This window comes from Enterococcus sp. VV15, assembly GCF_005236045.1.
Lineage (GTDB): Bacteria > Bacillota > Bacilli > Lactobacillales > Enterococcaceae > Enterococcus_B > Enterococcus_B durans.
On sequence record NZ_QPTY01000003.1, the window covers coordinates 112,702 to 136,026 of the forward strand.

The following is a 23,325-nucleotide window of genomic DNA, read 5'->3' on the forward strand; positions in this document are numbered from 1 at the left end:
TAGAATGATGCAAGAACCTATGTTTTTAAAACCAGTCTTTCAAGAAAAAATCTGGGGAGGTAGCCGGCTGAAATCCGTATTTGGTTTTGATATCCCTAATGACAAAATCGGGGAAGATTGGGCAATCAGCGCACATCCACATGGCGTTAGCGTTGTAGAAAATGGCGAATTCAAAGGTCAAAAATTAGATGATCTATGGAAAGAACATAAGGAGTTATTTGGTCATCCAACGGAACCAGTTTTCCCATTGTTAATCAAAATATTGGATGCTGAAGATGAACTTTCTGTACAAGTCCATCCAGATGATGCCTATGGAATGAAACATGAAGGAGAACTAGGAAAAACAGAATGCTGGTACATCATAGATGCTGAGCCAGGTGCTGAGATCATTTATGGTCATCATGCGAAGACCAGAGAAGAATTGGCTGAAATGATCAAAGAAGGCCGTTGGGACGATTTGTTGAAAAAAGTTCCTGTCAAAAAAGGTGACTTTTTCTATGTTCCTAGTGGAACGATCCATGCAATCGGCAAAGGGATCATGATTTTAGAAACACAACAAAGTTCAGACACGACTTATCGTGTGTATGACTATGATAGAAAAGATGCAAGCGGTCAGAAACGGGAGCTACACATCCAACAATCGATCGATGTGACTACTGTACCTGCAAAAACTCCAGAATTACAAATCAAAGAAGTTCGAAAAGGACAATCTTCTATTGTTACTTACTTAGAAACTGATTTTTTCAATGTGTATGAATGGGATATCAAAGGAATCACTTCCTTCAAAAAACAAGCACCTTATACATTGGCGACGGTAATCGATGGCGCTGGGGAATTGATCGTGGATAATCAGACATACCTGTTAGAAAAAGGAACAAGCTTCATTCTACCGAACGAGATCAACGAATGGACTGTTCAAGGAGAACTAACAATCATTGCCTCTGAACCAGGAAAATAATTCGTGCAAAAGTAACAGTGATGGAAATGTTCTTTTCTTTGAAAAAAACGTATAGAAGCAAGTGGTCGGACCAGAGGTATTTCACTCCGAGAAATAAGTAGAGATTCACGGGCTTTCAACTTTTTGTGAATTTCGGTTTATTTCTCGTAAGAGTTGTTTCTGCGCCCACTGTTTATTCTTGTTAGATCGTGAAGCAAAAGTATTCCCTACTTTTGCCTCACGATCTTTTTTTTTTGAAATTTCCGAAAAAACTGACTTTTGGATGCCGTTTATTCGAGAGTCGGTAGCAAACCTGATTTTTAGATTTGTTCCATATTCTCTTTTCGTCATATAATTGCGACAGAAAATTCAGAAAAATTACACTTAGTAGCAGAGTTCTTGAAATCACTTTCAATCTGTGGTATATTCTTTTTGTAAAAATTAAAACGTTTTAATCGTTGTTAAAAGAGTGTTTGAACTAATTTATAATGTAAATGGAGTGGTGAAAATGAACACTGTAACAGTTATCGGTAGTATCAATCTAGACCGTACGATTCGAGTGAAACATATGCCTAAACCTGGAGAAACGATCCATACAAGAGAAACCTTTTCAGCAGGTGGAGGAAAAGGAGCAAATCAAGCTGTAGCCGCTAGACGTTCCGAAGCAGATACTTATTTTATTGGAGCAGTAGGAACGGATGAAGCTGGAAAAACAATGAGTGAGCTGTTAAGCCAAGAAGAAATTGATTTAACTGGTGTGGCTACATTAGAAAACGAAGCGACTGGTCAAGCCTACATCATCGTTGACGATCAAGGTGAAAATAGTATCATGATCCATGCGGGCGCAAACAACGCGTTTACCCCAGAACAAGTTAGAAAAAGCCAAGCAATCATCGAAAAGAGCGATTTTATCATTGCTCAATTTGAAAGCGCTATAGAAAGCACGATTGAAGCTTTCAAGATTGCGAAGAAGGCAGGAGTCAAAACGATTTTGAATCCAGCACCGGCATTAGAAAATGTACCAGAAGAATTACTAAAAGTAACAGATATGATCATACCGAATGAAACAGAAACAGAGATTTTAACTGGCGTGACGATCAGCGACGAAGCAAGTCTACAAGAAGCAGCATCTAAACTTCATGCGTTAGGAATAGAAGTCGTGATCATCACGATTGGAAGCAAAGGAGCTTTTTACGCGCTAAAAGATGGGAAAAATGGTATCGTTAAAGCGTTTAAAGTAAACGCTGTGGATACAACGGCAGCTGGTGATACATTCATTGGTGCAATGAGTAGTCTATTGGCAAAAGATTTTAGTAATTTGGAAGAGGCAATTCGTTATGGAAATAAAGCTTCCTCACTTACTGTTCAACGTTTTGGCGCACAACCATCGATTCCTTATAAAAATGAATTGGATTAAAGAAAGGATATTTTTAGTATGAAAAAGTCAAAAGTAATCAATTCAGATATTTCTCGAGTTATCGCACAAATGGGTCATTTTGATAAATTGAGTATTGGTGATGCAGGAATGCCTGTACCAATGACTACTGAAAAAATCGATCTAGCTGTGGATAATGGTATTCCAAGTTTTATGCAAGTACTGAATAATGTTTTAGAAGAATTAGAAGTTCAGCGCATTTACTTGGCAGAAGAAATCAAATCAGACAACCCTCAAGTATTATCAGAAATCAAAGAACGATTACCAGAAACGCCGATTACGTTTATTCCTCATAGTGAAATGAAGGCAGATTTAAATAATTGTCATGCATTTATTCGCACAGGGGAAATGACACCGTATGCGAATATCATTCTTGAAAGCGGCGTTGTATTTTAAAACAAATAAGGAGGATATAGAATGAATGCGACAGCACTTTTAATTGGATTAGGACCTCTGTTAGGTTGGGGGTTATACCCGACGATTGCTTCTAAGCTTGGCGGTCGTCCAGTCAACCAAATTTTAGGCTCTACTATAGGAACACTGATTTTTGCAATCGTTTTTGCAGTAATAAAAGGAATCGGATTACCTACAGGAATGGATTTAGTCTTTTCGATCTTATCAGGTGTCGGCTGGGCAACGGCACAAATCATCACCTTCCAGTCATTCACATTGATTGGTTCTTCTCGTGCAATGCCGATCACAACCGCCTTTCAACTGCTAGGTGCATCTTTGTGGGGTGTGTTTGCGTTAGGTAACTGGCCAGGAACTACAGCAAAATTACTTGGTGCATTTGCTTTAGTATTGATTATTTTAGGTGCTTGGATGACAGTATGGTCAGAAAAGAAAGATAAAGAAAACAGCAATTTGTTGAAAAAAGCAGTTCTATTGTTAGCTGTAGGGGAAATTGGTTATTGGGCGTACTCAGCTGCACCTCAAGCAACTTCGATTGACGGGATGCATGCCTTCTTACCACAAGCAATCGGAATGGTGCTAGTCGCAGTAGTCTACACAGCAGTTTTAAGTTTCAAAGGGAATGAAAAATCAGCGTTTACTGAAGTAGTTTCTTATAAACATATCTTTTCTGGTTTCTTCTTTGCTTTTGCTGCATTGACTTATCTTATCTCTGCTCAACCGGATATGAATGGTTTAGCTACTGGCTTTATTCTATCACAAACATCTGTTGTATTAGCTACTTTAACGGGTATTTGGTTCTTAGGACAAAAGAAAACGAAAAAAGAAATGACAATTACAGTTATTGGTCTCGTATTGATTTTAGCAGCAGCTACTATTACTGTATTGATTTGATCGAAGAAAGAAATTCACATTAAAAAGAAGGAAGAGTTCACGTTGTTTGTTCAAAGCGATATGAACTCTTTTTTTTTTTTTTTTTGGAAGAATCTCAATTAATTCGTAACTATAGAGTGAGGAGGGATATATGTGTTAAGGATCTGTTCGAAAAAAGCCATTCGAAGTAAAGCATTAACTGTCCGTTTATTTAATGGTTCTACTTGGGCCAATTTAGGTAATGGTTACTTTATTGATCGTGAAACAAAACAGGAGCTGCCTGATTATAAACTTTATCGGCACATTAAAACAGCCGTGTCTTCAGGAGGGATGATTTTTGCTAAAAGAATGAATTCAACACAAGCATTGCAGTATACAGAGAGACCGCTTAAAGTGAAATCTTGGTGATTCCTAGTCTGTTCTTTGAAAATTGCATAAAAAGAGCATCATTCGTATTGGATACGATGAGATGTGGATGATTGACTGTCAATCCATGTTGGTGCTCACTAAAAAGGCAGTATTGTCAGTGATGGTAAACTGGCAGATCATGTGTCCTTATAAACGATTGATGAAAATGGAGCAAATAATTGCTAGTGATAGCTATTTGTTTGAAGAAGGATTTCTTACGTTTGTTTTTCTCAAGGCTTATTCGTGTCACAGGTTGTCTATTCCCTAAAATAGTCAGGTTGGCATTTATCCAAAAAGTGTCTATGCCAAAATGCTGAAAAGGAAGTTGAATATGACTGAAATACAGCAGTTGATAGCATTCATGCGTAGTGGTAAAAGAAAGACCATTAGTTTATCTGAGTATGAACGATCTGTTCATAAAGAAGGTTGGTCAACGGGCAGTAAAGCAAAGCTGATCAATCAAGTCCAAAAAAGTGGGATCCTGCGCTATGAATGGTGTAAAAAAGGCTATGTGATCCGACTAGTTCGTTAAGTGAGAGTGTAATTTCACAAGTTAAAGGAACCTAATTTATAAAACAGACTTATCAATCAATGATAACGGGAGTGATTCAATGAAGAAAAATAGACAGTTTTGTTTCCGATTGCTTATTCTGATTAGTTTACTGATTCCTTCCATTCTCGGAAGTTCCTCAATTATAGCGTTAGAAAAAATGACAGATGAAAAAGAACAGCAAACAACTTTTTTGTTGGAAAACCAATTGATGCAACAAGAAAACGGTAAACTGTATACGACAGTTCCTTCCAACTATATCCGCTCTTCGATTCACGAGAAGTTCGGAAGAATAGACACTCGGGATAATCAAATCATACATGTAGATCCCAATGCACACATTGCAAATATCGATATTTACTTATCCAATGGCGGTCGCGAGTATGGCTGGTATGGAAAACGAGTAAATGGCGAGATTGCACTATGCATCGAGCAAGGAGCAGCACTTAGCATAGGAAATAATGGGGGATACACAGTATCCCCGCAAAATACTGAACAACTGAAGAAAATCTCCTTGATCACCTATTATGGGATCATCGTCACTGGACATACACTCCAAAAAGAATTGATGACTCAAATTTTAGCTTGGGAACAGCAAGGAATTTATCCGACCAGTATTTCGGGAGTATTTACGATGGCAGACTATCAAACATTTAAAGCAAGTGTGATGACAAACGTCAATAAATTTTTTGTCAAACCAAGTTTTGATCACCAAATAGTTGAATTGAAAATCGGCGAAAGCAAGACGATTTTAGATACGACGGGGTCTTTTAGTAATTATGAATCCTCTCCTTCTGCTATAGCCCCAGGACTTATGGTAAACAAGCAAGGAAATCAGTTGACGGTCACAGCGACCAAGGAAGCAAACAAATCCGGAAATATCGATTTTCACTATGCCATTGCTAGTAGTTACCGTGGAGTACCACTGATTTACCAGCATCCTTATACGCAAAATATGATGGTAGGAAGAATAAATGATCTAACGAAGACAAGTTTAACTGTAAATGTCACGAAAAACGGCAATGCCCGTGTTCGCAAAGTAGATGAAACTACGAAGCAACCACTGGCAGGTGCCGTTTTTCGTTTTGCGACTTCAACTGGTCAAGTACAAGAAATCATGACCAATGCCGATGGCTACGCCACTTGGAATGAGTTGTTAGTAGATACAAAAGTGACGATTCAAGAAATAAAAGCCCCCGATGGATACATTTTGGATACGACACCACACACAATGACGATCAAAGCAAATGAAACAACGACTATCATCAAGGATAACCAAGAGCAACTAGCAAATCTACGAGTGATCAAAGAATATGAAGAAACTGGCAATACCCCACAAGGAGCGGCACAGCTTATTGGCGCTGTTTATGAATTAACAAATGGCCAAGGAGAAACTGTGGGGCAAATAACAATGGAAGAAACGGATGGAATCGTCCAAGGGCAAATAAAAGCGTTGAAACTAGGTACGTATACACTACAAGAAATCGAAGCTCCTAAAGGCTATACTCTTGATCCCACAAAGTATACCGTACACCTCACGTATGCTGGGCAAAATGAAACAGTCGCTATCCATAGCAAAACGGTGAAAAATCGTGTCATCCAAGGGCATATCGAAGGCTATAAATTTGGATCTCGTCCGTTGATACCACGTACGGTTCTGGAAAATTTACATCAATTGTTGACAGGAGATCGTGGGATCAAGCCGCCACTGGCAGGTGTGGAATTAACCGCAACGTCTCAAACAACAGGAAAGAAGTATGTGGAAACGACGCAAGAAAATGGGTATTTTAAGTTTGAGGATCTCCCTTACGATCGCTATATCGTCGAAGAAACAAAGGGGATAGATGGTTATTTGTTGATTGAACCATTTGAGGTAGTTGTTACAAAAGATGGCTATACACATTTTTTCTTTTTAGAAGATAAAATCATTGAATCTCGGTTACATATCATCAAAGTAGATGAGGATACAGGAGAAGCGATTCCGTATGCAGGTGCGCAATTTAAAATTTTCGATACTTGGGCAGATGATGGTAAAGGGGCATTTGTCTCTATGCAAAAACCAAATGATACTGAGAGCACAACCATTTTTGAAACGAATATAAAAGGAGAAGTTCTGACAACTGACAGTTTACCATGGGGAAATGAACGTTACGAACTTCATGAAATCAAGGCACCAGAAGGGTACCTACCATTAGAGAACCCCATCATTTTCAGTATCACTGAAAATGAGACGAATCCACTCATTCGATTAGAGGTGCCGAATCGATTAGCACGTCAACCTATCAGAGTGATCAAACGTGACCGATTAAATGACCGTCCCTTAAAAAATGTCCTATTTGAATTGTATAAAATCGAGCAGGATGAGGAAACGAAAGAAATATTGATGGGTGAGTATGCCACTGATAAAGATGGAAAAATAGAAGTAGAATCATTACCTTATGGAAAGTATAAATTTATAGAATCAGAACCCCTTGAAGGGTATCTCCCCTTAGGAGCGGCATTAGATTTTTCGATCACTGTAGAAAAAGATGGCGAATGGATCGTTCTAGAAGCCTATAATGAGCGTGAAGAATTAGTGATTTCTTCATTATTTACTGATGCGGATGGCAAAAAGGAAATCGATCCAACAGTAACCAATCGTTTGAAAGATATGATCTGGATAAAAGGAGAAGGGCTTGAGATCGGTCATGCGTATACAGTGGTCACACGATATAAAAATACTAAAAATGGTCAAGTCATCAGTGAAAATGTATCTACCTACACAGCGCAAAGTAAAGAAGATACCTTTGAAGTACTTCTTGAGTTAAAAGCAAATACATTGAAGGATGGGGAGCAGCTGACAGCGACCCATATCTTTTACTATGAAGAGGAAAAAAAGAATGAGGCAGCTCGTGAAGATGATTTGACAAACAAAGAGCAAACAATCCAGATGAAAAAAGTAAAAGAGCCGAAAAAAGAACAACCGATGTTACCTAAAACTGGTGATACTAGATCATTGATAGTCACATTCATAGGAATTGGACTCGTTGCTTTGGTTAGTAGTCGAATCTATGGTCAACGAAAGAAAAGTAATTAATTGCTCAAGAGACCAAGAAAGGGTGTTAGACAATAAATGAAAAAATTGCTCTTAGCTAGTCGATCTGAAAAAACAATAAGAAAGAACTATTATATTTTTATCAGTACACTGTGTGGTTGGTTAATCGGATTAGGAAGCTGTCATATGATCAATGCAAAGCACCACCAAGAACAATCTGTTGAAAAGCAAATTACTGGCGTTTTAACAACGACAAAAAAAGAGACAACGGAAAACGAAATGATAGAAGAAAAACATGATCCTGTTTCTTCAGTAATCGAACACTTTGCATCAATCGATCAAGTAACAGAGCAAAGTAAGCCCGATATTCGGCAATTAGAGCATACAACTGAGCATTTGACCACGATGCTTGTAAAAGAAAAAAAGAAAGTTGTTCAATCAAAAAGTACTATTAATGAGCAATCAAATCCGCTATCTCAGCCACTCGAATCTAGAGTCAATAACAAAGATGACTCTGTCACCACAATGTGGCAAGCAGCTAAACTAAACCTTCATTCGGCCTATCTCGTTGTCGAACAGCATAGTTTCTTTGAGCCGTCTAACCATTTCACGATTATTCATGGGAGCGGTCCGTTTCCTAACGTCAGTTACACCGATGTGGATACATCCATACCTGGAGAACAACAGGTACGTATTCAAGTTACCGATTCTAAAGGACTTGTAACGACAAGTGAGTTCACTATCATGATCAATAGCATACCAAAAATAACGGTTGAACAACCACTTTTGTTTCAACGAATAGGGCAACCAATGGATTTAAGAAAAGGGGTCTTCGCATCTGATAACGAAGAAGGAGATCTAACTTCCGCTATTCACGTTGAAACAAATCTAGATACAACTGTTGAAGGCGAGTACGAAGTGATCTATACGGTGAAAGATCAACATGGTGCACAACATGTGGCACATGCAGAAATACGGGTAGTCAATGATGCGCCAATCATCTCAGCGCCTGTCGTAATCGAGCAGGCGATCAACGAGTCATTCAGCATCTTCAATTATGTGGAAGTAAAGGATGCAGAAGATGGAAACATTCCATTGAATGAAACCAATATTATTGAAACTGATTTCATCCCAAATAAAGAAGGCATCTATTATTTTAAAATCGGCAATGTAAAGGATCAATATGGAAAGCTGGCAATGGAAAAAATAGTTGAAGTCACCATAATAAATGAGGCTCCTGAGATCATCCAAGCAGATATGAAAGTGAATGTTTTTTCACAACTATCGAAAGAAGCTTATTTGGCGCAGGTGATTGTTTCAGATCGTGAAGACGCCGAAAAAAACTAGCTGTTGAGGTAGATGAAGATTCATGGAGTCAAGTCAAGACTAGTGAACTAGGTGAATACCGTGTTTTACTTCAGGTGACTGATACGAATGGAAAATCTTCGAAAGCATACGGAGTGATCACTGTAATTAATGAACCACCTGTTTTTTTAGGTGTAAAGGACCGAGAAATAGTTATAGGTGAAGTATTTGATCCATTAGCAGAGATCACAGTTCATGACAGAGAAGAAAAACTACTTCCAGAAATAGAAGTAAGCGGGACATTCAATAGTACTTTACCTGGTACGTATCTCGTGTATTTAAGTGTCAGGGACTCCTTTGAACGTGTAACGACCAGTTATCAATTAAATGTTCTTGCAACGAAAGAAAATATGGAAACGGGGGAATGAGATGGACTATTTTGAACAGGCAATGGCATTGTTTTCCAAAGGAATACTTGCTTCTGGAAGTTTACTTACTGTGTGGGGGATCATCCAACTAGGTATGTCGATCAAAGAACATAACGGCCAGCAATGCAACAAGCTATCTTTCAAATTGTTGGCGGTGCAGTGATTATCGCAGCAGGTTCTTGGATAGCAACGATTTCGATATAAGGGGAGGAGCAACGTATTATTCATGGATAGAGCCATCGAGTTTGTTTTAAAGACGATTGCAGAACAGTTGAATTTTTCAAATGATCCCCAAAGTGTATTAGTACAAAATCTAGAGACCTACTTACCAGATATTTATCACTATAGTTTGCTGATCATGGATATTGTGGTGAAGCCTATTGCTTATTCGGTCTTAGGCTTTTTATTGCTTTTAGAATTCCATCAGATTGCTCAAAAAATTTATAGTAATTATTCGGCATTCGGAGGATTCGAATTATTCCTACCACTTTTTTTAAAATTAGGGTTCAGTTTATTAATGATGCGGAATTTAACCGTGTTTATCCATGCGATTGTTGGTATTAGTACAATCATCAATGTTGGGATCGGTGAGCTAGGCATACAAGCTGAGATGGATCAAGTAGTTGATTTCTCCTTGATCATGGAGAAAGAACAAGCAATGAATTTTTTTGAGAAACTAACGCTTTTACTACTGTTATTTATTCCCTTAGTCTTATCTCTACTGACAAATATCATGACAAAAATCGTTGTATTTTTGCGTTTTTTTGAGCTGTATTTCTATTTTAGTCTTTCTCCTATAATTTTAGTGACGTTTATTCATGAAGAAATCAATCAGATCGGTAAAAATTTTTTTCGAATGATCTGTGCCTCTTCGTTACAAGGTGTCTTATTGTTCATGGTACTGAGTTTTTATCCACTATTGGTACAAACCCTTTTTTCAATTCAGGAACGCCAAGGAGTGATCACTGTTATCTGTATTATCTCGGGGAATTGTTTGACTTTATGCATCAGTCTATTCTATACGAACAAGTGGGCGAAGGCGATAATGGCTGTCGCTTGATAGACTGCAGTAGGGGGTGAGAATGATAGCAATTGAGGTCCCGGTTAGAAAAGAAATTTTACTATACAAAGAAAAGCTGTTTTTTGGATTTTCATTAAGACAATTTATATCAATGATGATAACCTTGAGTATTACGCTAATCGTCGGTCTTTTGAATCATTTTACTTGGCAATTTTCTATTGATGATCTCGGCATCGGTTTGATGGCAATTAGTTCACCCATCTTATCTTTTGGTTGGATCAAACCTAATGATCTGCCTATGGAAAAATATCTACAGATTCGTTGGCGTTATGTTAAACTCGACAGCTATTATACTTATCCATCTATCATGGAGGTGAGATTGGATGAGACCTTGGCAAAAAAGGAAACAAAAAGAAGCAAGAAATACACAGAATACAGCAATTAAGAATTCTAAATTTTTACGCGTACTAAAAAAGCAAAAGCAACAGCGTGGAAAAAGACAGAAAAAGCAGGCACCTAAACGTAATGTCCAATCAATGCTACGTTACGAAAAGATGTTTGAGAGTGGAATTTGTGAACTGAGTACAAATTACTATTCCAAGAGTATCCAATTTTCTGATATCAATTATCAAATCGCCTCTAAGGAAGAACAACAAGGTATTTTTACTAAATACTGCGCATTACTGAACAGTTGCGAAGAGACGATGCACTTGAATGTTACACTCGTAAAAAAGAAAATCAGAAAAGAAAAATTAAAGAAGGAGCTTTTCTATAAAAAAATAGGCAATGCGCATGATGAGTATCGCGAAGAATTGAATGATCTATTGAGTAAAAAAATCCATGCAGGCGAGAACAACTTCATCAAAGAAAATTATTTAACATTTACCATGCCTGCCAAGAAACTGGATCAAGCAAAACAGCTATTAGATAGAGCCGAACAGACATTGAGTGATAGTCTAACAGAAATCGGTTCGAAATGTCATAAAATGGACGGATTGAGTCGATTACGGCTGATACATCATTTATTACAATCAACTGCTTCTTTTGATTTCAACTATTCTGATCTCATCTATAACGGATTATCTACAAAAGCAAGTATTGCACCTATGAGTCTAAATGTTAAAAAGAAGAATTATTTTGAAATAGAAGAGTCGTATGGGCAAATACTATATTTAAAAGACTATCCTGCTAATTTAACAGATAAAGTTATTTCAGGATTGCTAGAGATTCCTGAAGAAATGACATTGTCTATTCATATTGATCCCATCGCCTCTGATCAAGCGAATCATCTTATACAAAGAAAACAAGCCTATATGGAAGGAGATAAAGTTGCTTCCCAAAGAAAAGCGCTGCAAAAAGGATATGATCCATATTCTAGTGTTCCCTATGAGCTGACAACCAGTATTGATGAAGCAAAATTATTACTCGATGATTTGAGAAAAGCGGGACAAAATTTATTTTTTGTTTCTATTTTCGTTTATTTTAAAACAGACAAAAAAGAGCTGTTAGCGGATATTGCAAAGCAGGTGATACGCATAGGCAGAAAGTATGGCTGTGGTTTTAATCATTTAGATTATTTACAGATGGAAGGATTGAATTCTGTTCTTCCTTTTGGCAAAAATTGGATCATGACTCAGCGGACCCTTACAACTACAAGTACCGCAATATTTCTTCCCTTTACAGCACAAGATCTTAGTCATGAAAATGGAAAATATTATGGAAGAAACGAATTAACAAAAAATGCTATTCAAATTGATCGTAAGCGATTGAATACACCTAGCGGGATGATTTTAGGAAGTTCAGGTTCAGGGAAAGGTGTAGCAAAAAAATATGAAGAAATCACTACGCTATTAAAAAATCCAGAAGACGAAATCATTTCAATCGATCCAGAAGATGAAGATACGCGGATCGGAAAAGCTTTCGATGCACAAATCATCAAAATTGCACCAAATACAGATACTTTCATAAATCTATTAGATATTTCAGGTGATTTACAAGGTGAAACAGATCCAATAAAATTGAAATCCGATTTCATTCTGACTGCTTTTGAAGCACTGATTGGGGGTACTGTGGGCTTGAATTCTGCACAACGTTCGATCATTGATCGAGTTACTCGGCTGACTTATGTCCAGTATTATCATTCAGAGAGAAAAAGCATGCCGACACTGGGAAATGAGTGGTTTTCCTTATTAAAAGAACAGCCGGAAGAAGAGGCACAGGCGCTTGTCTTAGACTTAGAATTATATATTGAAGGATCATTAGCTATTTTTTCTCGTCCAACCAATATCCAGTTGAATAAGCGATTTATTATCTACAATACCAAACAATTAGGTAGCCAATTAAAGACTTTTGGCATGATGGTTGTATTAGAACAAGTGTGGAATCGAGTGGTTCGTAATCGGGAAAAAAGGATTACAACTTGGATTTATATCGATGAGATGCAATTGATGCTGAGCGATCCTTATTGTGAAAACTATTTTTTTGAATTGTGGAGCCGTATTCGAAAATGGGGAGCTATTCCGACAGGGATTACGCAAAATGTAGAAACTTTACTACTTTCAGACAAAGCACGCCGAATGTTGAGCAATACTGAATTCATCATTATGCTAAAACAAGCAAAAAGTGATTTAGATGAACTTGCGTCACTTTTTCACTTATCTGCTGAACAGCAAAAGCAATTGATCCATCCTGCGAAGGGCGCTGGGCTGATACGAGCAGGTCAGGTGATACTACCATTTTCCAATATCGTAGAATCACCTTCCAAACTGTATGAATTGATGACGACAGATCCAGAGGAAAGGATAAAAGCAAACCAAGATGCAGCTCAAGAAAAGAGAAGTGAGGGACAAAATCAAGCAGATAGAGGAAGTACGGAATAGAATTTTTCTCAGGAAAATAAGTAAATCACGTGTAGAAAGAACAGTAAATTTTTTCTTTTTTCAGGGAAGACGAAGTAACAAAAAAAGAGAATGGAAGCAATCATCGACACAAATCTTTTTATTGAAGTTTGCAACAGTCCTTACACTTTCATTGATAGTTATGATGGTAGGGATCTTCAGCATGGTTTCTTCAATGGTGACACAGGCGGATGAATTAGAGTTGACAAAGGTTTGGACATATTTAACAGAATTAGATGCAGACAAGACACTGATTCTCAAAAAACATTCAGGCACTCAAATCAATCACGAGCGTACCGAGCGTGTAGCAAAGACAATCAAAAGTGATATTGATAGCATTCTTTCCTATTTAGATATACAAGCAGATAAATTCCAGCTAGCAAATCAAGCATTCAAAAGTAAATTGAACTTGTTACATGATCAATTGTGGGAACTTGATCCAGATACCAAGAACAGCCAACTAAGGACTCGATATTTGAGCCAAATCATCGAGTGGTCAGAGGAATTGAAACAACGGCTGCATCTTAAAATGGAAGTTGGACCATACAACCATCTAGCTGAATTGCATTCGCCCTTCAAAGAAGGAAACATACAGATCAATCAGCGCTATGGCTATTACGTGAAGGATCAGGTAAAGGCGTGTTTCAACGGAATCAAGCTACAAGCAAAGGAGAATGAAGAAGTTTTTTCTCCTTTAGCTGGTAAAGTAATCATTGCCGATGGTGTGATTCACATCGAATCACATGATCGGAAACTACGGTTGACAAATGTTTCACCACTGGTCAACAATACCTCGGAAATCAAAGCAGGTGAACTTATCGGGAATGTGATAAAAGAAAATGAGTTGACGATTGAATATTCAAAAAAAGCAAACGTGGTAAATCCTAGCTTTTATTTTCCACAAGTAGAATATGTGGAAAAACCGGATGAAATGCTAGATTTTCAAAATCAGTCATTTGATGAAGGACGCTTTCGTCAAACTATTGTCCTACATTGTCATGCTTTTAGTGACAAAGCAGACAAAATCATCACAGAAGCAAAGAAAAACGGTCTTTCGCCTGTCATTTTTGCTGCGATCATGATCCATGAAAGTGCTTGGGGAAAAAGTAAGGGAATTATTGAAAACAATAATCCAGCTGGTTTGATGTCTGAAAATGGGCTTGTTAGCTATCCAAGTTTAGACGAAGGGATTGAAGCAACAGGAAGAACGCTAAAAAATTTGATTGTGGAGCGACAGCTTATAACGGTGGAACGACTTGGCAGTGTGTATTGCCCAGTAGGCGCAGACAACGATCCAACAGGACTGAATCATTACTGGGTGCCAGCTATCAAGCAACTGCTGGTTCAGTTAGGAGGAAGTACAGATATGAGTTTGCTCTGGAACTCTGGCTCGTCTTTCGCTCAACAGCTTTTAGTGAAAGCAAAAAGTCTGCATCAAACAAATGTCCAAGATTCACAAGGAAGCAATCGAGGAACATGGCCATATCATGACTGTTCTTCTTTTGTGATATGGGCAATGAATGAGCTAGGGATCAACATACCTTTTGGAAATACAGAAACTCTATATGGTTTGGAAGGAACAATTTTGAAAGCAATAACTCGCAATGAGATTAGAGCGGGTGATTTATTTATTTGGGGAGAAAAGGGAGGTTCAGCCGGTGATTATGGTCATACAGGCTTTTTTTAGACGATGAAGGGCAGACAATCTTACATTGTACACCTGCAACGAAAAAAGGGTTTGGTCAGCAAGGAGATATTGTGATCACGCTGTTTGAAGGTTACTATGGAGATGCACAGGCAGCCCCAGTTTATTTTTACCGGATTGTAGAAAGGAACGACTAATGATGCGTCATAAAAAAGCTTTTGTTTTGGCTGGGTTATTTTTTTGTTTAAGTACAAGCGTGATGATCAGTATAGGAAGATCACTTGAAAAGCGGGTATATTTGCAAGAAAAAGCACATGATCCATCTGTAGAAGTGCTGAAAGATACACAAGTAAATAAATTTTTACTCTTATTTTTTTCATTTAAAACAAGTGGAGAAAATTATTCAAACTATGAGATTTTTTTGACAGAAAAGGCAAAAGAAAATGAAAAATCAAAAATTGACCAAGGAAAATCAAATCCGCATTTTTTTAGTCACTCTGTATTTCTTGACAGTAAAAATTATATTCGAAAAGAAAATGATCGGCGTTTCGAAGTTATAAGTGAAATAAAGAGAAAAATTGATTTAGTCAATCAAGAAGGTAACGTAGTGACAAGAAATTTTGAAAAAATAGTAACATTAAAGATTACTTATTTGTATGATGAAGTAAAAACTGATTTTTTGGTAGACGACTATGAATATTTGGAATTCTCAAAGCCTTGATAACAGACAAGAAAGTGAAGCATGGGTCCAATGAAAAAGGGGGTTTTTAGTGGCAAAAGAAATCGTACTGATTGATCGGATACAAAAACTAGGGATAGAAGAAGACCGATTACCAATTTTTGAGGCACTAACGCTATTAGAAAACATAAATAAGCAAACAGTGAATCATTCAGGTAGTTGTCGAATACGGATCTATAATCGAAGAAATCGACTGCTGTATACGTTAGAATTGCAGTTTCCTTTCAAAGATCCCATCGAAGAGATCATCGCGGCGCATGTCAATACAGTAGAAATGGATGAAACTACTGTAAAGAAAGGGAGATTTAAGGAGCGTAATAATCCGTTAAAAATGCGAAATGATACACAGACTGGTAGATTCAAAACATTTGCTAAACGATGCATTCTTTTGAGTATCGGTATAGCGACTTTCATTATTCTGGGAAAACGCTCCTTAGACTATTTGTTTATTCCTTCTGAAAAAACAGCAAGCGAAACGCTGGCAAAACAAGACAGCTGGGAACAATTACTACAAAAAAAAGACTACTTTGAAGCAGTAGAAGCTTATCCGCAACAGTACGATGAATTAGTCGACTATCTAGTTGAGGAAAAGGAATATGTCTGGTTAAAAAAAATAAATGATCGATTTCCATCGGAAAATGCTCAGTTCGATCTAGCATTCGTGGCGAAAGAATGGCAAAAGGTGATCGGACATTATCCTAAAACGTTGTCAGAAAGACGGCAAGTAATGCTGGCATTGGCCTACCTTGAATTAGGGATGTTGGCAGAAGCAGAAGTATTGAATAAACGTTTGAAAAGCGATGAATTATCCAGAAAATTGGATGAAGGCTATCAACGGCAAGCACTAGCATTTCTGAAAGAAAGAAAAATCTCAGAAGCCCAACAAGTGCTTGGATTGATTAATCAGGAAGAGGAAAAACAAATTTTACGTGCATATATCGATCAAGCAATGATCATCAATGATTTCATTGAGCTTTATGAGAAAAAAGAGGATCATAAAAACAGTTCTTTATGGCAAGAGAGATTAGAAAAAATAGGGGAGGGGGCCGTGGAGACAGAGTGAAGGCTTAGTGTTCAACTTAGGAGATAGCACAAAAAAATGGACAAAAAGAGACAAGGAAACCATTTATTCGGACGAGGCTGGACAGAAGTGTTTCTTACTTTTGTCCCACGCTCATGTGTCAGAATCGATTCTCTGTCTCTTATTTGTTATGCAAGTGCTTCTTGCAAAGTTGGTAAATCTAAATTTTTTCCATATCGTTGTTCTAAGGATAAGCGAATCAAACGTTCTGCCAGATGTTCGTTTCTAGCAAGGATCGGACCATGGAAATAAGAACCGTAGACATTCTTATAGATCACACCTTCGGATTTATCTTCTCCGTTATTCCCTTGGCCTTGAACGACTTTACCTAAGGGACGTTCACCCTCACCTAAAAAAGTTCGCCCATTGTGATTTTCGAAACCATAATACGTTTCATCGAATTCTTCATTATGGATCACGATGTCCCCGATAAAACGATTGTTCTCTTGACTTAGTGTGTAGTGATCCAGCGCACTGATTCCTTGGATCTTTTCGCCATTTGCGCCTATATAGTAATGGCCTAAAAGCTGATAGCCACCGCAAATAGCCAACATTACGCCATTATTCTCGATATAGTTTGTCAATGCTTCTTTCTTTTCTTGGATATCTTTTGAGATGATCAATTGCTCAAAATCTTGTCCTCCGCCAAAGAAGACTAAATCGTACTTATCAGGATCAAAAGGTTCATGGATGCTGACGATTTCAGTATGACAGGTAATCCCTAACTTCTTTGCTACATATTTGAGCATCAATAGATTTCCGTTATCACCATAAGTATTCATGAGATTTCCATAAAGATGAGCAATAGTCAATTCATAATTAGCCACGATTCATCCCCCCCTTAATAAATCCTTGGTTTGCTAGTTCTTTACGCAACTGTAAGACAGCTGTATAAGTAGCTAAAATATAAACATGGTCAGTCGGTAGTTTTTTGATTGCTTCAATCGTTTCCGCAATTTCTTTCGTTTCCGTGATTTTTTCCTCTGGTACACCCGCAACTTTTAGACGTAATGTCATATCCGTATGACGGTCACCACCTGAAACGACAGCAGGGATATCCATAGTTGCAAAATCTTCGAAGTTCCCATCCCAAATCCAACTAACGTCGATTCCGTCTGCATAATTAGCATTTAATAATGCAACAAGTGAGAACGGATAAGGTGCCAAACCGATCATGTCGATCACCTGATTGATCCCGACAGGATTTTTTACAAGGACCAAGGTGCATTTTTTCCCTGAGATATCGATGATTTCTTGTCGACCAAAGACTTTTTCATCATAGCCAAGTCCTTGCTTGATCTTTTCAGGAGTAACGCCGTAATATTCTGCAACAGCGGTAGCTGCTAAAGCATTGTAGACATTGTACACTCCGCCGACTTCGATGCTGTATTCATGGTCATCGATGACGAAATCAGCAGATACATTATCCATTCTTACCATGTCAGTCAAGCGATAATCTAATTCAGGTCGCTTAAAATCGCAGTTTGGACAGTAGTATTTCCCCAAATTAGCATAAGTGATCATTTTATAATGTAAGAGATGATGGCAATTCGGACACAAAACACCATCTGTATTGTAGTGAGCCAGTTGTTCACGGTCTTCTTTATGATCAAATCCGTAATACTTGCGTGGATTAACTGTGTCAGCAGAATTGAAGATCGGTGAGTCACCATTGCTGATGATCGTAGCTTCTGGAGACTTTGCCGCACCATCAACGATCATTTTATATGTCGTATAGATTTCCCCATAACGATCCATTTGATCACGGAAGATATTCGTAAATAAGAATAATTCTGGTTTGATGTACTCTGTCACTTTACTTAAACTAGCTTCATCGATTTCCAGTACAGCGAATTTCTTTTGTCCCTTTTTTTGTTTTGCTTGTAAAAAGGTGGAGACGATTCCTTGGACCATGTTAGCTCCTGTCGGATTCGTTAAAACTTCGTCGTATTGCTGACGTAATATATTTACAGTTAAGGCTGTAGTGAGTGTTTTTCCGTTTGTACCGGTTACTACGACTACTTGATAATCCTTAGCTAAGGTATCTAAAAGATGTGGATCGATCTTAAGTGCAAGTTGACCAGGTAAACTTGAACCTCCTTTTAAGAAGGTTTTTAATGCCCATTGTGATGTCTTTCCGACAGCAATCGCAAATTGGCTGCGTATTCCCATTATGTAACCTCCAAAAACGTCTTAGCGACGAGTAAATTCAACTAATAATACCATATGTTCAAAAAAAGGTTAAATTGCTTTTCTTTTTTTTAAGAAATGATTACGATACCAAGGAAGAAAAACGAAAAAGAAACGCGGTCGCGCCATGTTTCACTCCAAAAAATGAGAGATCACGGAATTTGTATTTCAAATTTTTGCAGATTTTGACTTACTTCTGAAGGAATTGTTTTTGATCCATTGTTTTTTCGTATTTAGAAGAGGTCGAGACAAAAGTCGTTTAGGTTTGAGAAATTGGATAAAAAAAAGGTTGGGACAGAAGTGTTTAACTCCGAGAAATAAGAAGAAATTAACGAAAATTGCTTTTCAAATTTTGTGGATTTCGGCTTATTTCTCGGAGTTGCTTCTGCTCCCACCGTTTATTCGTTTTTAAAGAATGAGACAAAAGCGTTTCTTACTTTTGTTCCACGATCATTTTTTGAAATTTCCGAAAAACCTGATTTTTGGACGTCGTTTATTCGAGAGTCTGTAGCAAACCTGATTGTTAGATTTGTCCCACATTCCACGCTACTTATTCGAACAGAGTGAAGAGATCAACCGATAATGATTTTTTCAGTTGGGTATTCGTAACCTAAATCTCGTGTTTCTTTAGGGACAAAGAGCATCAGCGTATAAAGCATGCCGATGCGGCCGATGAACATTAGGGCCGCAATCGTAATTTTACCAACAATCGATAAGTCTCCAGTGATGCCTAAAGAAAGACCAGTGGTTCCAAAAGCAGAAGTGACTTCAACGATGATTGAAATCAAGGTCTGATTTTCAGTTGCGGATAAGAAAACGATGCAAAAAAAGCACATTCCCAAAGATAACATGAAGACAACAACAGATTTTCGCACATCGTCTTCGTCGATCTTTCGGCCGAATATATTGATGTTATCTTCACTTTTAAGGAACGAATAAAGATAAAGGCCAATGATCGCAACAGTTGTTGTACGGATACCACCACCAACTGAACTAGGGCTACAACCGATAAACATGAGTAAGGAGAAAATAATCAATGTAGTGATTTGGAAATTTCCTAAATCATGGATCTGCAGACCAGCATTTCTTGTGGTCATAGAATAAAACATCGAATTGATCCACTGGACACTTAAACTAGCATCTTGGAATAGATGATCTTTCTCAAGAAGATAGATCAAGATGGTTCCTCCAATGAACAAGATGACAAAGGCTAGTACGGCTAACTTTGTAAAAAGGGAAAAACGAAATGGTAGCTTAGCTTTCGATCGTTTGTAAAGTAACCATTCACGAAATTCCATCAAGACAGGGAAGCCGATCCCTCCAATAAAAATCAAAAACATGATAAGGATCAAGAAAATATAATCATGTGCAAAGGGTTCGATGGACTGGCCTGTCACATCGAAACCAGAGTTAGTCACTGCAGATATGGATTGATAGAATCCATAAAAAATGGCGTCCCGCCAATGGTCAAAATAGCCTCGATAATAAAAATAAATCGAGAAGAATGTACCAAAAATGATTTGGAACCACAGTAAGATCGTAAATGTGATCCGAATCAGACGAACGATTCCTGATAAACGTGGTTGATTCATGTCTGTCATGATCAATTGTCTTTGTCTCAAGGTAATTCTCCGTTTAGAAAAGATGATGAACGCAGTAGAGATCATCATGATACCCAAACCACCGACTTGAAATAATACTTCAAGTAAAATGACGCCATTATCATTAAATACGGAGCTGATATCAAAAGTCGTCAGTCCAGTAACACTAACTGTACTGATAGCCATGAACAACATATCAATAAATGGAACATGACTATCTGGTTGACGAAAAATAGGAATATAGAATAGCCCTAAAGAAACAATCGTCATCAATACATAATAAAAAACAATGATCTGGATGGATGAAAAATGGGTTGTAGCATAACGCTGACTTCGCCGTTTTAATTTTCGATAGAAAAGGTTCAATTGCAAGATGCGACCCTCCTTTATAGGTTATTTCTTTTAGTATACCGAGATTGAAAAAAATACTCAAAGAAATTCTAAACAAATACGACGTTATCTTTCGATTTAAGAGTAAATAGCCTATAATAAGAGTTATTTGAGTAGAGTGGGGATCTGGACTATGATTGATGCAGAGTTGATTGTTGAAAAAATGAAAAACCAAAAGATAAATTATGACACGGTTTTGAAAAAAATGATTCAGCAATGGGAGAAAGAAGGAACGAAACCTAAATTATTGATTCACACTTGTTGTGCGCCTTGTAGTACACATACATTAGAATTTATGTGTCAGCATGCGGAGGTCACTTTATTTTTCTCAAATTCGAATATCCAACCTAAAAGTGAGTATTTAAGACGACTCCACGAGCAAAAGCGGTTTGTCGATGTATTTAATGAGCAAACGAATAACCATGTAGAGTTGATCGTTGATGACTACCAACCGATTGTCTTTAATAAAATGGTTTTAGAAAATAAGTTAGCAGATGAAAGAGAAGGCGGAGCAAGATGTAGCGCTTGTTTCAATATGCGCCTCGATCTAGTGGCGCAAAAAGCCCAAGAACTTGGCTATGACTATTTTGGGAGTGCGCTAACGATTTCTCCTAAAAAGAATGCAGCATTGATCAATCAAATCGGCATGGATATCCAAAAAATCTACGGTACCCGTTATCTTCCCAGCGATTTTAAGAAAAATAAGGGATATGAACGTTCCATCCAGATGTGCAAAGAGTATGATATCTATCGTCAATGCTATTGTGGCTGTGTGTTTGCCGCGAAACAACAAGGATGTGACTTGAAACAAGTGAATCGTGAAGCAAAGGCATACCTAGCAGAGTCAACAGTCACTTTTGACTAAAGCTATAATAAAACTTTCAAACAAACGTAAGAAAAAAATAATAAATTTATGGTAAATATAAGATATAATAACTATTCTGTGGCACGTAAGATTTGGCACATAAACTGGATAGAAAAATGAAAAAGCTATAAATAAAAACAAAGGATGAGATATGATGCGAAAAGTAGCACCTATTTTGAAACCAATAGCGGTTTTGACTATTTCAACAATTGTGGCTACTGCAACCGGTGTGGTCAATAGTTCGAGTTATCGTGCCCCATCAAATTCTACTACGACAGAGGAGACAACGTCCGCTTCGACTACAGGGGATACAACAACGCAAACAACTGAAACGAGTGATGAGTCTACGACTTTATCAAGTGTTTCGCAAGATACGACGGACAAAACAAGTACAACCACATATTCTACTGTTCCTTCAAGTAGTACAGATGAGGATAATAACCAAGAAAATAGCAGCTCAGAAGATACGGCGACAGATGATTTTAACGGTGGAAGCAGTACGGATACAAGTACAACCACTACGCCAAGCAGCACAACACCAAGTTCGTCTATACAAAACAACGGAGATGCGACAGCAAAAAATGCTGCGCCGACTCAAAACTCAAAGACACAGACGAATAATCAGCAAGCAGGTGACTCACAATGACGTTTTTATTAGATATTATCAATAGTGTGCATAAATTTTTAGGCTATCTAGATATTAGTCCGAAATATTTAAACCGCGGTTACACGATTTTAAGTGTGATCCCAACGCTCTATCTTTTGCGTATCGTTTATGGACTATGGCAAAATCAAAATTATTTACAATTTTTCCTATATGGAATCGCCTTTTTGATTCTTGTTTATTTTATCATTTTAAATGTTTTCTACTATTTTCTTGATAAAAACGTGAAGGCAGATGTTACGCAATTATTTGTGAAGTATCTGCCAGATGAAGTATTTAATATCCAAGATGAAGAAAATACAATGGCAAATAATGGAACGATTGACAGAGTAAATACACAGGAAGCTGTAGTTTCTTACGATGAAGACTATCAATTGAAATTAGCCGAGAACATGCGCTATCTGATCGGTAATGGTGAGATCAAGGTCAACGATCTTGGGAGAATGGATGGCTTTTTAGTAGATCGCAATACGTTATATCCCTATTATTATGTAAAAAAAGTTTCTGACAAAGAATATATTTTAAATATTGGGCGTAGTTATTCTGAGATGGAGCCAGTTGGTCGAATGACTGTGGCATCTGCTGAAGATACGATCGAACCAGTGGGACTATTTATCGTCGGTGGTGATTTTGTCAAAGATGGTTTAAGGTACCATGAACCTTATCGTTTGAAACTGATTGTCAAAAAAGAACAACCAGAGAAAACAGAAGAACCAATGATTTACAGTAGGAGTCAACGAAGAAAACATTCCCGTAACTGATAAAAAGGATAAAGGCGGGAACTAAAAAAGCTGTTCCAGTCTTTTGCTACACTAAAAAAAACATCTGATAGTGTAAACTGAATGTGCACT

General features: G+C 37.6%; 22 protein-coding genes. 19 read left to right on the top strand and 3 right to left on the bottom strand.

All coding sequences use genetic code 11. The annotated features are described in order from the left end of the window. Nucleotides 1-7 precede the first annotated feature (7 nt). The 16 genes from manA to DVW83_RS02415 all read left to right on the top strand — a co-directional run bounded on the left by manA (nucleotide 8) and on the right by DVW83_RS02415 (nucleotide 16,746). Nucleotides 8-958 carry a mannose-6-phosphate isomerase, class I gene (gene manA, locus DVW83_RS02335; RefSeq protein WP_137238967.1) on the top strand — a complete coding sequence of 317 codons (951 nt, stop codon included), beginning with the start codon at nucleotides 8-10 and terminating at the stop codon, nucleotides 956-958. A gap of 487 nt (nucleotides 959-1,445) precedes the next feature. Further along, entirely contained in the window at nucleotides 1,446-2,354 is a 909-nt protein-coding gene (rbsK, locus tag DVW83_RS02340) for a ribokinase (RefSeq protein WP_104661192.1), read from the top strand. 18 nt (nucleotides 2,355-2,372) lie between these two features. Then, complete coding sequence (rbsD, locus tag DVW83_RS02345; RefSeq protein WP_104661193.1) at nucleotides 2,373-2,768, top strand: D-ribose pyranase; 396 nt, start codon at nucleotides 2,373-2,375, stop codon at nucleotides 2,766-2,768. A 21-nt stretch (nucleotides 2,769-2,789) separates the two neighbouring features. Beyond that, on the top strand, nucleotides 2,790-3,677 hold the full coding sequence (gene rbsU, locus DVW83_RS02350) for a ribose/proton symporter RbsU (RefSeq protein WP_081134574.1): 888 nt from the start codon (nucleotides 2,790-2,792) through the stop codon (nucleotides 3,675-3,677). Between the two features lie 132 nt (nucleotides 3,678-3,809). Next, the gene (locus tag DVW83_RS02355) at nucleotides 3,810-4,064 is read left to right on the top strand and encodes a hypothetical protein (RefSeq protein ID WP_104661194.1); all 255 of its coding nucleotides are present in this window, start codon (nucleotides 3,810-3,812) and stop codon (nucleotides 4,062-4,064) included. A gap of 331 nt (nucleotides 4,065-4,395) precedes the next feature. After that, entirely contained in the window at nucleotides 4,396-4,596 is a 201-nt protein-coding gene (locus DVW83_RS02360) for a TetR family transcriptional regulator (RefSeq protein WP_104661195.1), read from the top strand. A 79-nt stretch (nucleotides 4,597-4,675) separates the two neighbouring features. Continuing rightward, nucleotides 4,676-7,690 carry an LPXTG cell wall anchor domain-containing protein gene (locus DVW83_RS15040; RefSeq protein WP_161569442.1) on the top strand — a complete coding sequence of 1,005 codons (3,015 nt, stop codon included), beginning with the start codon at nucleotides 4,676-4,678 and terminating at the stop codon, nucleotides 7,688-7,690. A gap of 36 nt (nucleotides 7,691-7,726) precedes the next feature. Further along, the gene (locus tag DVW83_RS02375) at nucleotides 7,727-8,995 is read left to right on the top strand and encodes an immunoglobulin-like domain-containing protein (protein ID WP_238699325.1); all 1,269 of its coding nucleotides are present in this window, start codon (nucleotides 7,727-7,729) and stop codon (nucleotides 8,993-8,995) included. A 74-nt stretch (nucleotides 8,996-9,069) separates the two neighbouring features. Next, nucleotides 9,070-9,381 carry a hypothetical protein gene (locus DVW83_RS15345; RefSeq protein WP_238699326.1) on the top strand — a complete coding sequence of 104 codons (312 nt, stop codon included), beginning with the start codon at nucleotides 9,070-9,072 and terminating at the stop codon, nucleotides 9,379-9,381. A gap of 1 nt (nucleotide 9,382) precedes the next feature. Then, nucleotides 9,383-9,544 carry a hypothetical protein gene (locus tag DVW83_RS02380; RefSeq protein WP_238699327.1) on the top strand — a complete coding sequence of 54 codons (162 nt, stop codon included), beginning with the start codon at nucleotides 9,383-9,385 and terminating at the stop codon, nucleotides 9,542-9,544. A gap of 63 nt (nucleotides 9,545-9,607) precedes the next feature. Beyond that, a complete protein-coding gene (locus DVW83_RS02385; RefSeq protein ID WP_137238956.1) occupies nucleotides 9,608-10,441 on the top strand; it encodes a hypothetical protein in 834 nt (277 codons plus the stop codon). A gap of 22 nt (nucleotides 10,442-10,463) precedes the next feature. After that, on the top strand, nucleotides 10,464-10,847 hold the full coding sequence (locus tag DVW83_RS02390; protein WP_005879282.1) for a PrgI family protein: 384 nt from the start codon (nucleotides 10,464-10,466) through the stop codon (nucleotides 10,845-10,847). Further along, entirely contained in the window at nucleotides 10,786-13,281 is a 2,496-nt protein-coding gene (locus tag DVW83_RS02395) for a VirB4-like conjugal transfer ATPase, CD1110 family (RefSeq protein ID WP_104661198.1), read from the top strand. The genes DVW83_RS02390 and DVW83_RS02395 overlap by 62 nt, the downstream gene beginning before the upstream one ends. Before the next feature lie 181 nt (nucleotides 13,282-13,462). Then, nucleotides 13,463-14,986, top strand: a complete 1,524-nt coding sequence (locus DVW83_RS02400) for a peptidoglycan amidohydrolase family protein (protein WP_238699328.1) — start codon at nucleotides 13,463-13,465, stop codon at nucleotides 14,984-14,986. 157 nt (nucleotides 14,987-15,143) lie between these two features. Then, nucleotides 15,144-15,665 carry a hypothetical protein gene (locus tag DVW83_RS02410; RefSeq protein ID WP_224784439.1) on the top strand — a complete coding sequence of 174 codons (522 nt, stop codon included), beginning with the start codon at nucleotides 15,144-15,146 and terminating at the stop codon, nucleotides 15,663-15,665. A gap of 49 nt (nucleotides 15,666-15,714) precedes the next feature. Further along, nucleotides 15,715-16,746 (top strand): hypothetical protein, encoded by a 1,032-nt coding sequence (locus DVW83_RS02415; protein WP_104661202.1) that lies wholly within the window; start codon nucleotides 15,715-15,717, stop codon nucleotides 16,744-16,746. Nucleotides 16,747-16,892: 146 nt separating this feature from the next. On the opposite strand, the gene DVW83_RS02420 is transcribed toward DVW83_RS02415, so the two are convergent. From DVW83_RS02420 to DVW83_RS02440, 3 genes are all read right to left on the bottom strand, one after another. Beyond that, the gene (locus DVW83_RS02420) at nucleotides 16,893-17,591 is read right to left on the bottom strand and encodes a type 1 glutamine amidotransferase (protein ID WP_104661203.1); all 699 of its coding nucleotides are present in this window, start codon (nucleotides 17,589-17,591) and stop codon (nucleotides 16,893-16,895) included. After that, nucleotides 17,584-18,936 (bottom strand): Mur ligase family protein, encoded by a 1,353-nt coding sequence (locus DVW83_RS02425; RefSeq protein ID WP_137238960.1) that lies wholly within the window; start codon nucleotides 18,934-18,936, stop codon nucleotides 17,584-17,586. Before DVW83_RS02425 ends, DVW83_RS02420 begins: the two co-directional genes overlap by 8 nt. A 590-nt stretch (nucleotides 18,937-19,526) precedes the next feature. Next, the gene (locus DVW83_RS02440; protein ID WP_373412798.1) at nucleotides 19,527-20,921 is read right to left on the bottom strand and encodes a TrkH family potassium uptake protein; all 1,395 of its coding nucleotides are present in this window, start codon (nucleotides 20,919-20,921) and stop codon (nucleotides 19,527-19,529) included. Nucleotides 20,922-21,078: 157 nt separating this feature from the next. Here DVW83_RS02440 and DVW83_RS02445 point away from each other — a divergent pair, with 157 nt between their 5' ends. The 3 genes from DVW83_RS02445 (at nucleotide 21,079) to DVW83_RS02455 (ending at nucleotide 23,235) form a co-directional block, all read left to right on the top strand. After that, entirely contained in the window at nucleotides 21,079-21,810 is a 732-nt protein-coding gene (locus DVW83_RS02445; RefSeq protein ID WP_104660517.1) for an epoxyqueuosine reductase QueH, read from the top strand. Nucleotides 21,811-21,964: 154 nt separating this feature from the next. Continuing rightward, on the top strand, nucleotides 21,965-22,456 hold the full coding sequence (locus DVW83_RS02450; RefSeq protein WP_174784245.1) for a hypothetical protein: 492 nt from the start codon (nucleotides 21,965-21,967) through the stop codon (nucleotides 22,454-22,456). Continuing rightward, nucleotides 22,453-23,235: a DUF6681 family protein gene (locus DVW83_RS02455; RefSeq protein WP_104660519.1), complete on the top strand. Its 783-nt coding sequence runs from the start codon at nucleotides 22,453-22,455 to the stop codon at nucleotides 23,233-23,235. Before DVW83_RS02450 ends, DVW83_RS02455 begins: the two co-directional genes overlap by 4 nt. The last annotated feature ends 90 nt before the right edge of the window (nucleotides 23,236-23,325 follow it).

What these genes read in the sequence shown, in the direction of transcription:
- DVW83_RS02395 (WP_104661198.1), top strand. Translation starts at nt 10,786, where the DNA reads ATGAGACCTTGGCAAAAAAGGAAACAAAAAGAAGCAAGAAATACACAG.
- DVW83_RS02380 (WP_238699327.1), top strand. Translation starts at nt 9,383, where the DNA reads ATGGACTATTTTGAACAGGCAATGGCATTGTTTTCCAAAGGAATACTT.
- rbsU (WP_081134574.1), top strand. Translation starts at nt 2,790, where the DNA reads ATGAATGCGACAGCACTTTTAATTGGATTAGGACCTCTGTTAGGTTGG.
- DVW83_RS02455 (WP_104660519.1), top strand. Translation starts at nt 22,453, where the DNA reads ATGACGTTTTTATTAGATATTATCAATAGTGTGCATAAATTTTTAGGC.
- DVW83_RS15040 (WP_161569442.1), top strand. Translation starts at nt 4,676, where the DNA reads ATGAAGAAAAATAGACAGTTTTGTTTCCGATTGCTTATTCTGATTAGT.
- DVW83_RS02410 (WP_224784439.1), top strand. Translation starts at nt 15,144, where the DNA reads ATGCGTCATAAAAAAGCTTTTGTTTTGGCTGGGTTATTTTTTTGTTTA.
- DVW83_RS02445 (WP_104660517.1), top strand. Translation starts at nt 21,079, where the DNA reads ATGATTGATGCAGAGTTGATTGTTGAAAAAATGAAAAACCAAAAGATA.
- rbsD (WP_104661193.1), top strand. Translation starts at nt 2,373, where the DNA reads ATGAAAAAGTCAAAAGTAATCAATTCAGATATTTCTCGAGTTATCGCA.
- DVW83_RS02450 (WP_174784245.1), top strand. Translation starts at nt 21,965, where the DNA reads ATGCGAAAAGTAGCACCTATTTTGAAACCAATAGCGGTTTTGACTATT.
- rbsK (WP_104661192.1), top strand. Translation starts at nt 1,446, where the DNA reads ATGAACACTGTAACAGTTATCGGTAGTATCAATCTAGACCGTACGATT.
- DVW83_RS02390 (WP_005879282.1), top strand. Translation starts at nt 10,464, where the DNA reads ATGATAGCAATTGAGGTCCCGGTTAGAAAAGAAATTTTACTATACAAA.
- manA (WP_137238967.1), top strand. Translation starts at nt 8, where the DNA reads ATGCAAGAACCTATGTTTTTAAAACCAGTCTTTCAAGAAAAAATCTGG.
- DVW83_RS02425 (WP_137238960.1), bottom strand. Translation starts at nt 18,936, where the DNA reads ATGGGAATACGCAGCCAATTTGCGATTGCTGTCGGAAAGACATCACAA.
- DVW83_RS02400 (WP_238699328.1), top strand. Translation starts at nt 13,463, where the DNA reads ATGGTTTCTTCAATGGTGACACAGGCGGATGAATTAGAGTTGACAAAG.
- DVW83_RS02375 (WP_238699325.1), top strand. Translation starts at nt 7,727, where the DNA reads ATGAAAAAATTGCTCTTAGCTAGTCGATCTGAAAAAACAATAAGAAAG.
- DVW83_RS02385 (WP_137238956.1), top strand. Translation starts at nt 9,608, where the DNA reads ATGGATAGAGCCATCGAGTTTGTTTTAAAGACGATTGCAGAACAGTTG.
- DVW83_RS02360 (WP_104661195.1), top strand. Translation starts at nt 4,396, where the DNA reads ATGACTGAAATACAGCAGTTGATAGCATTCATGCGTAGTGGTAAAAGA.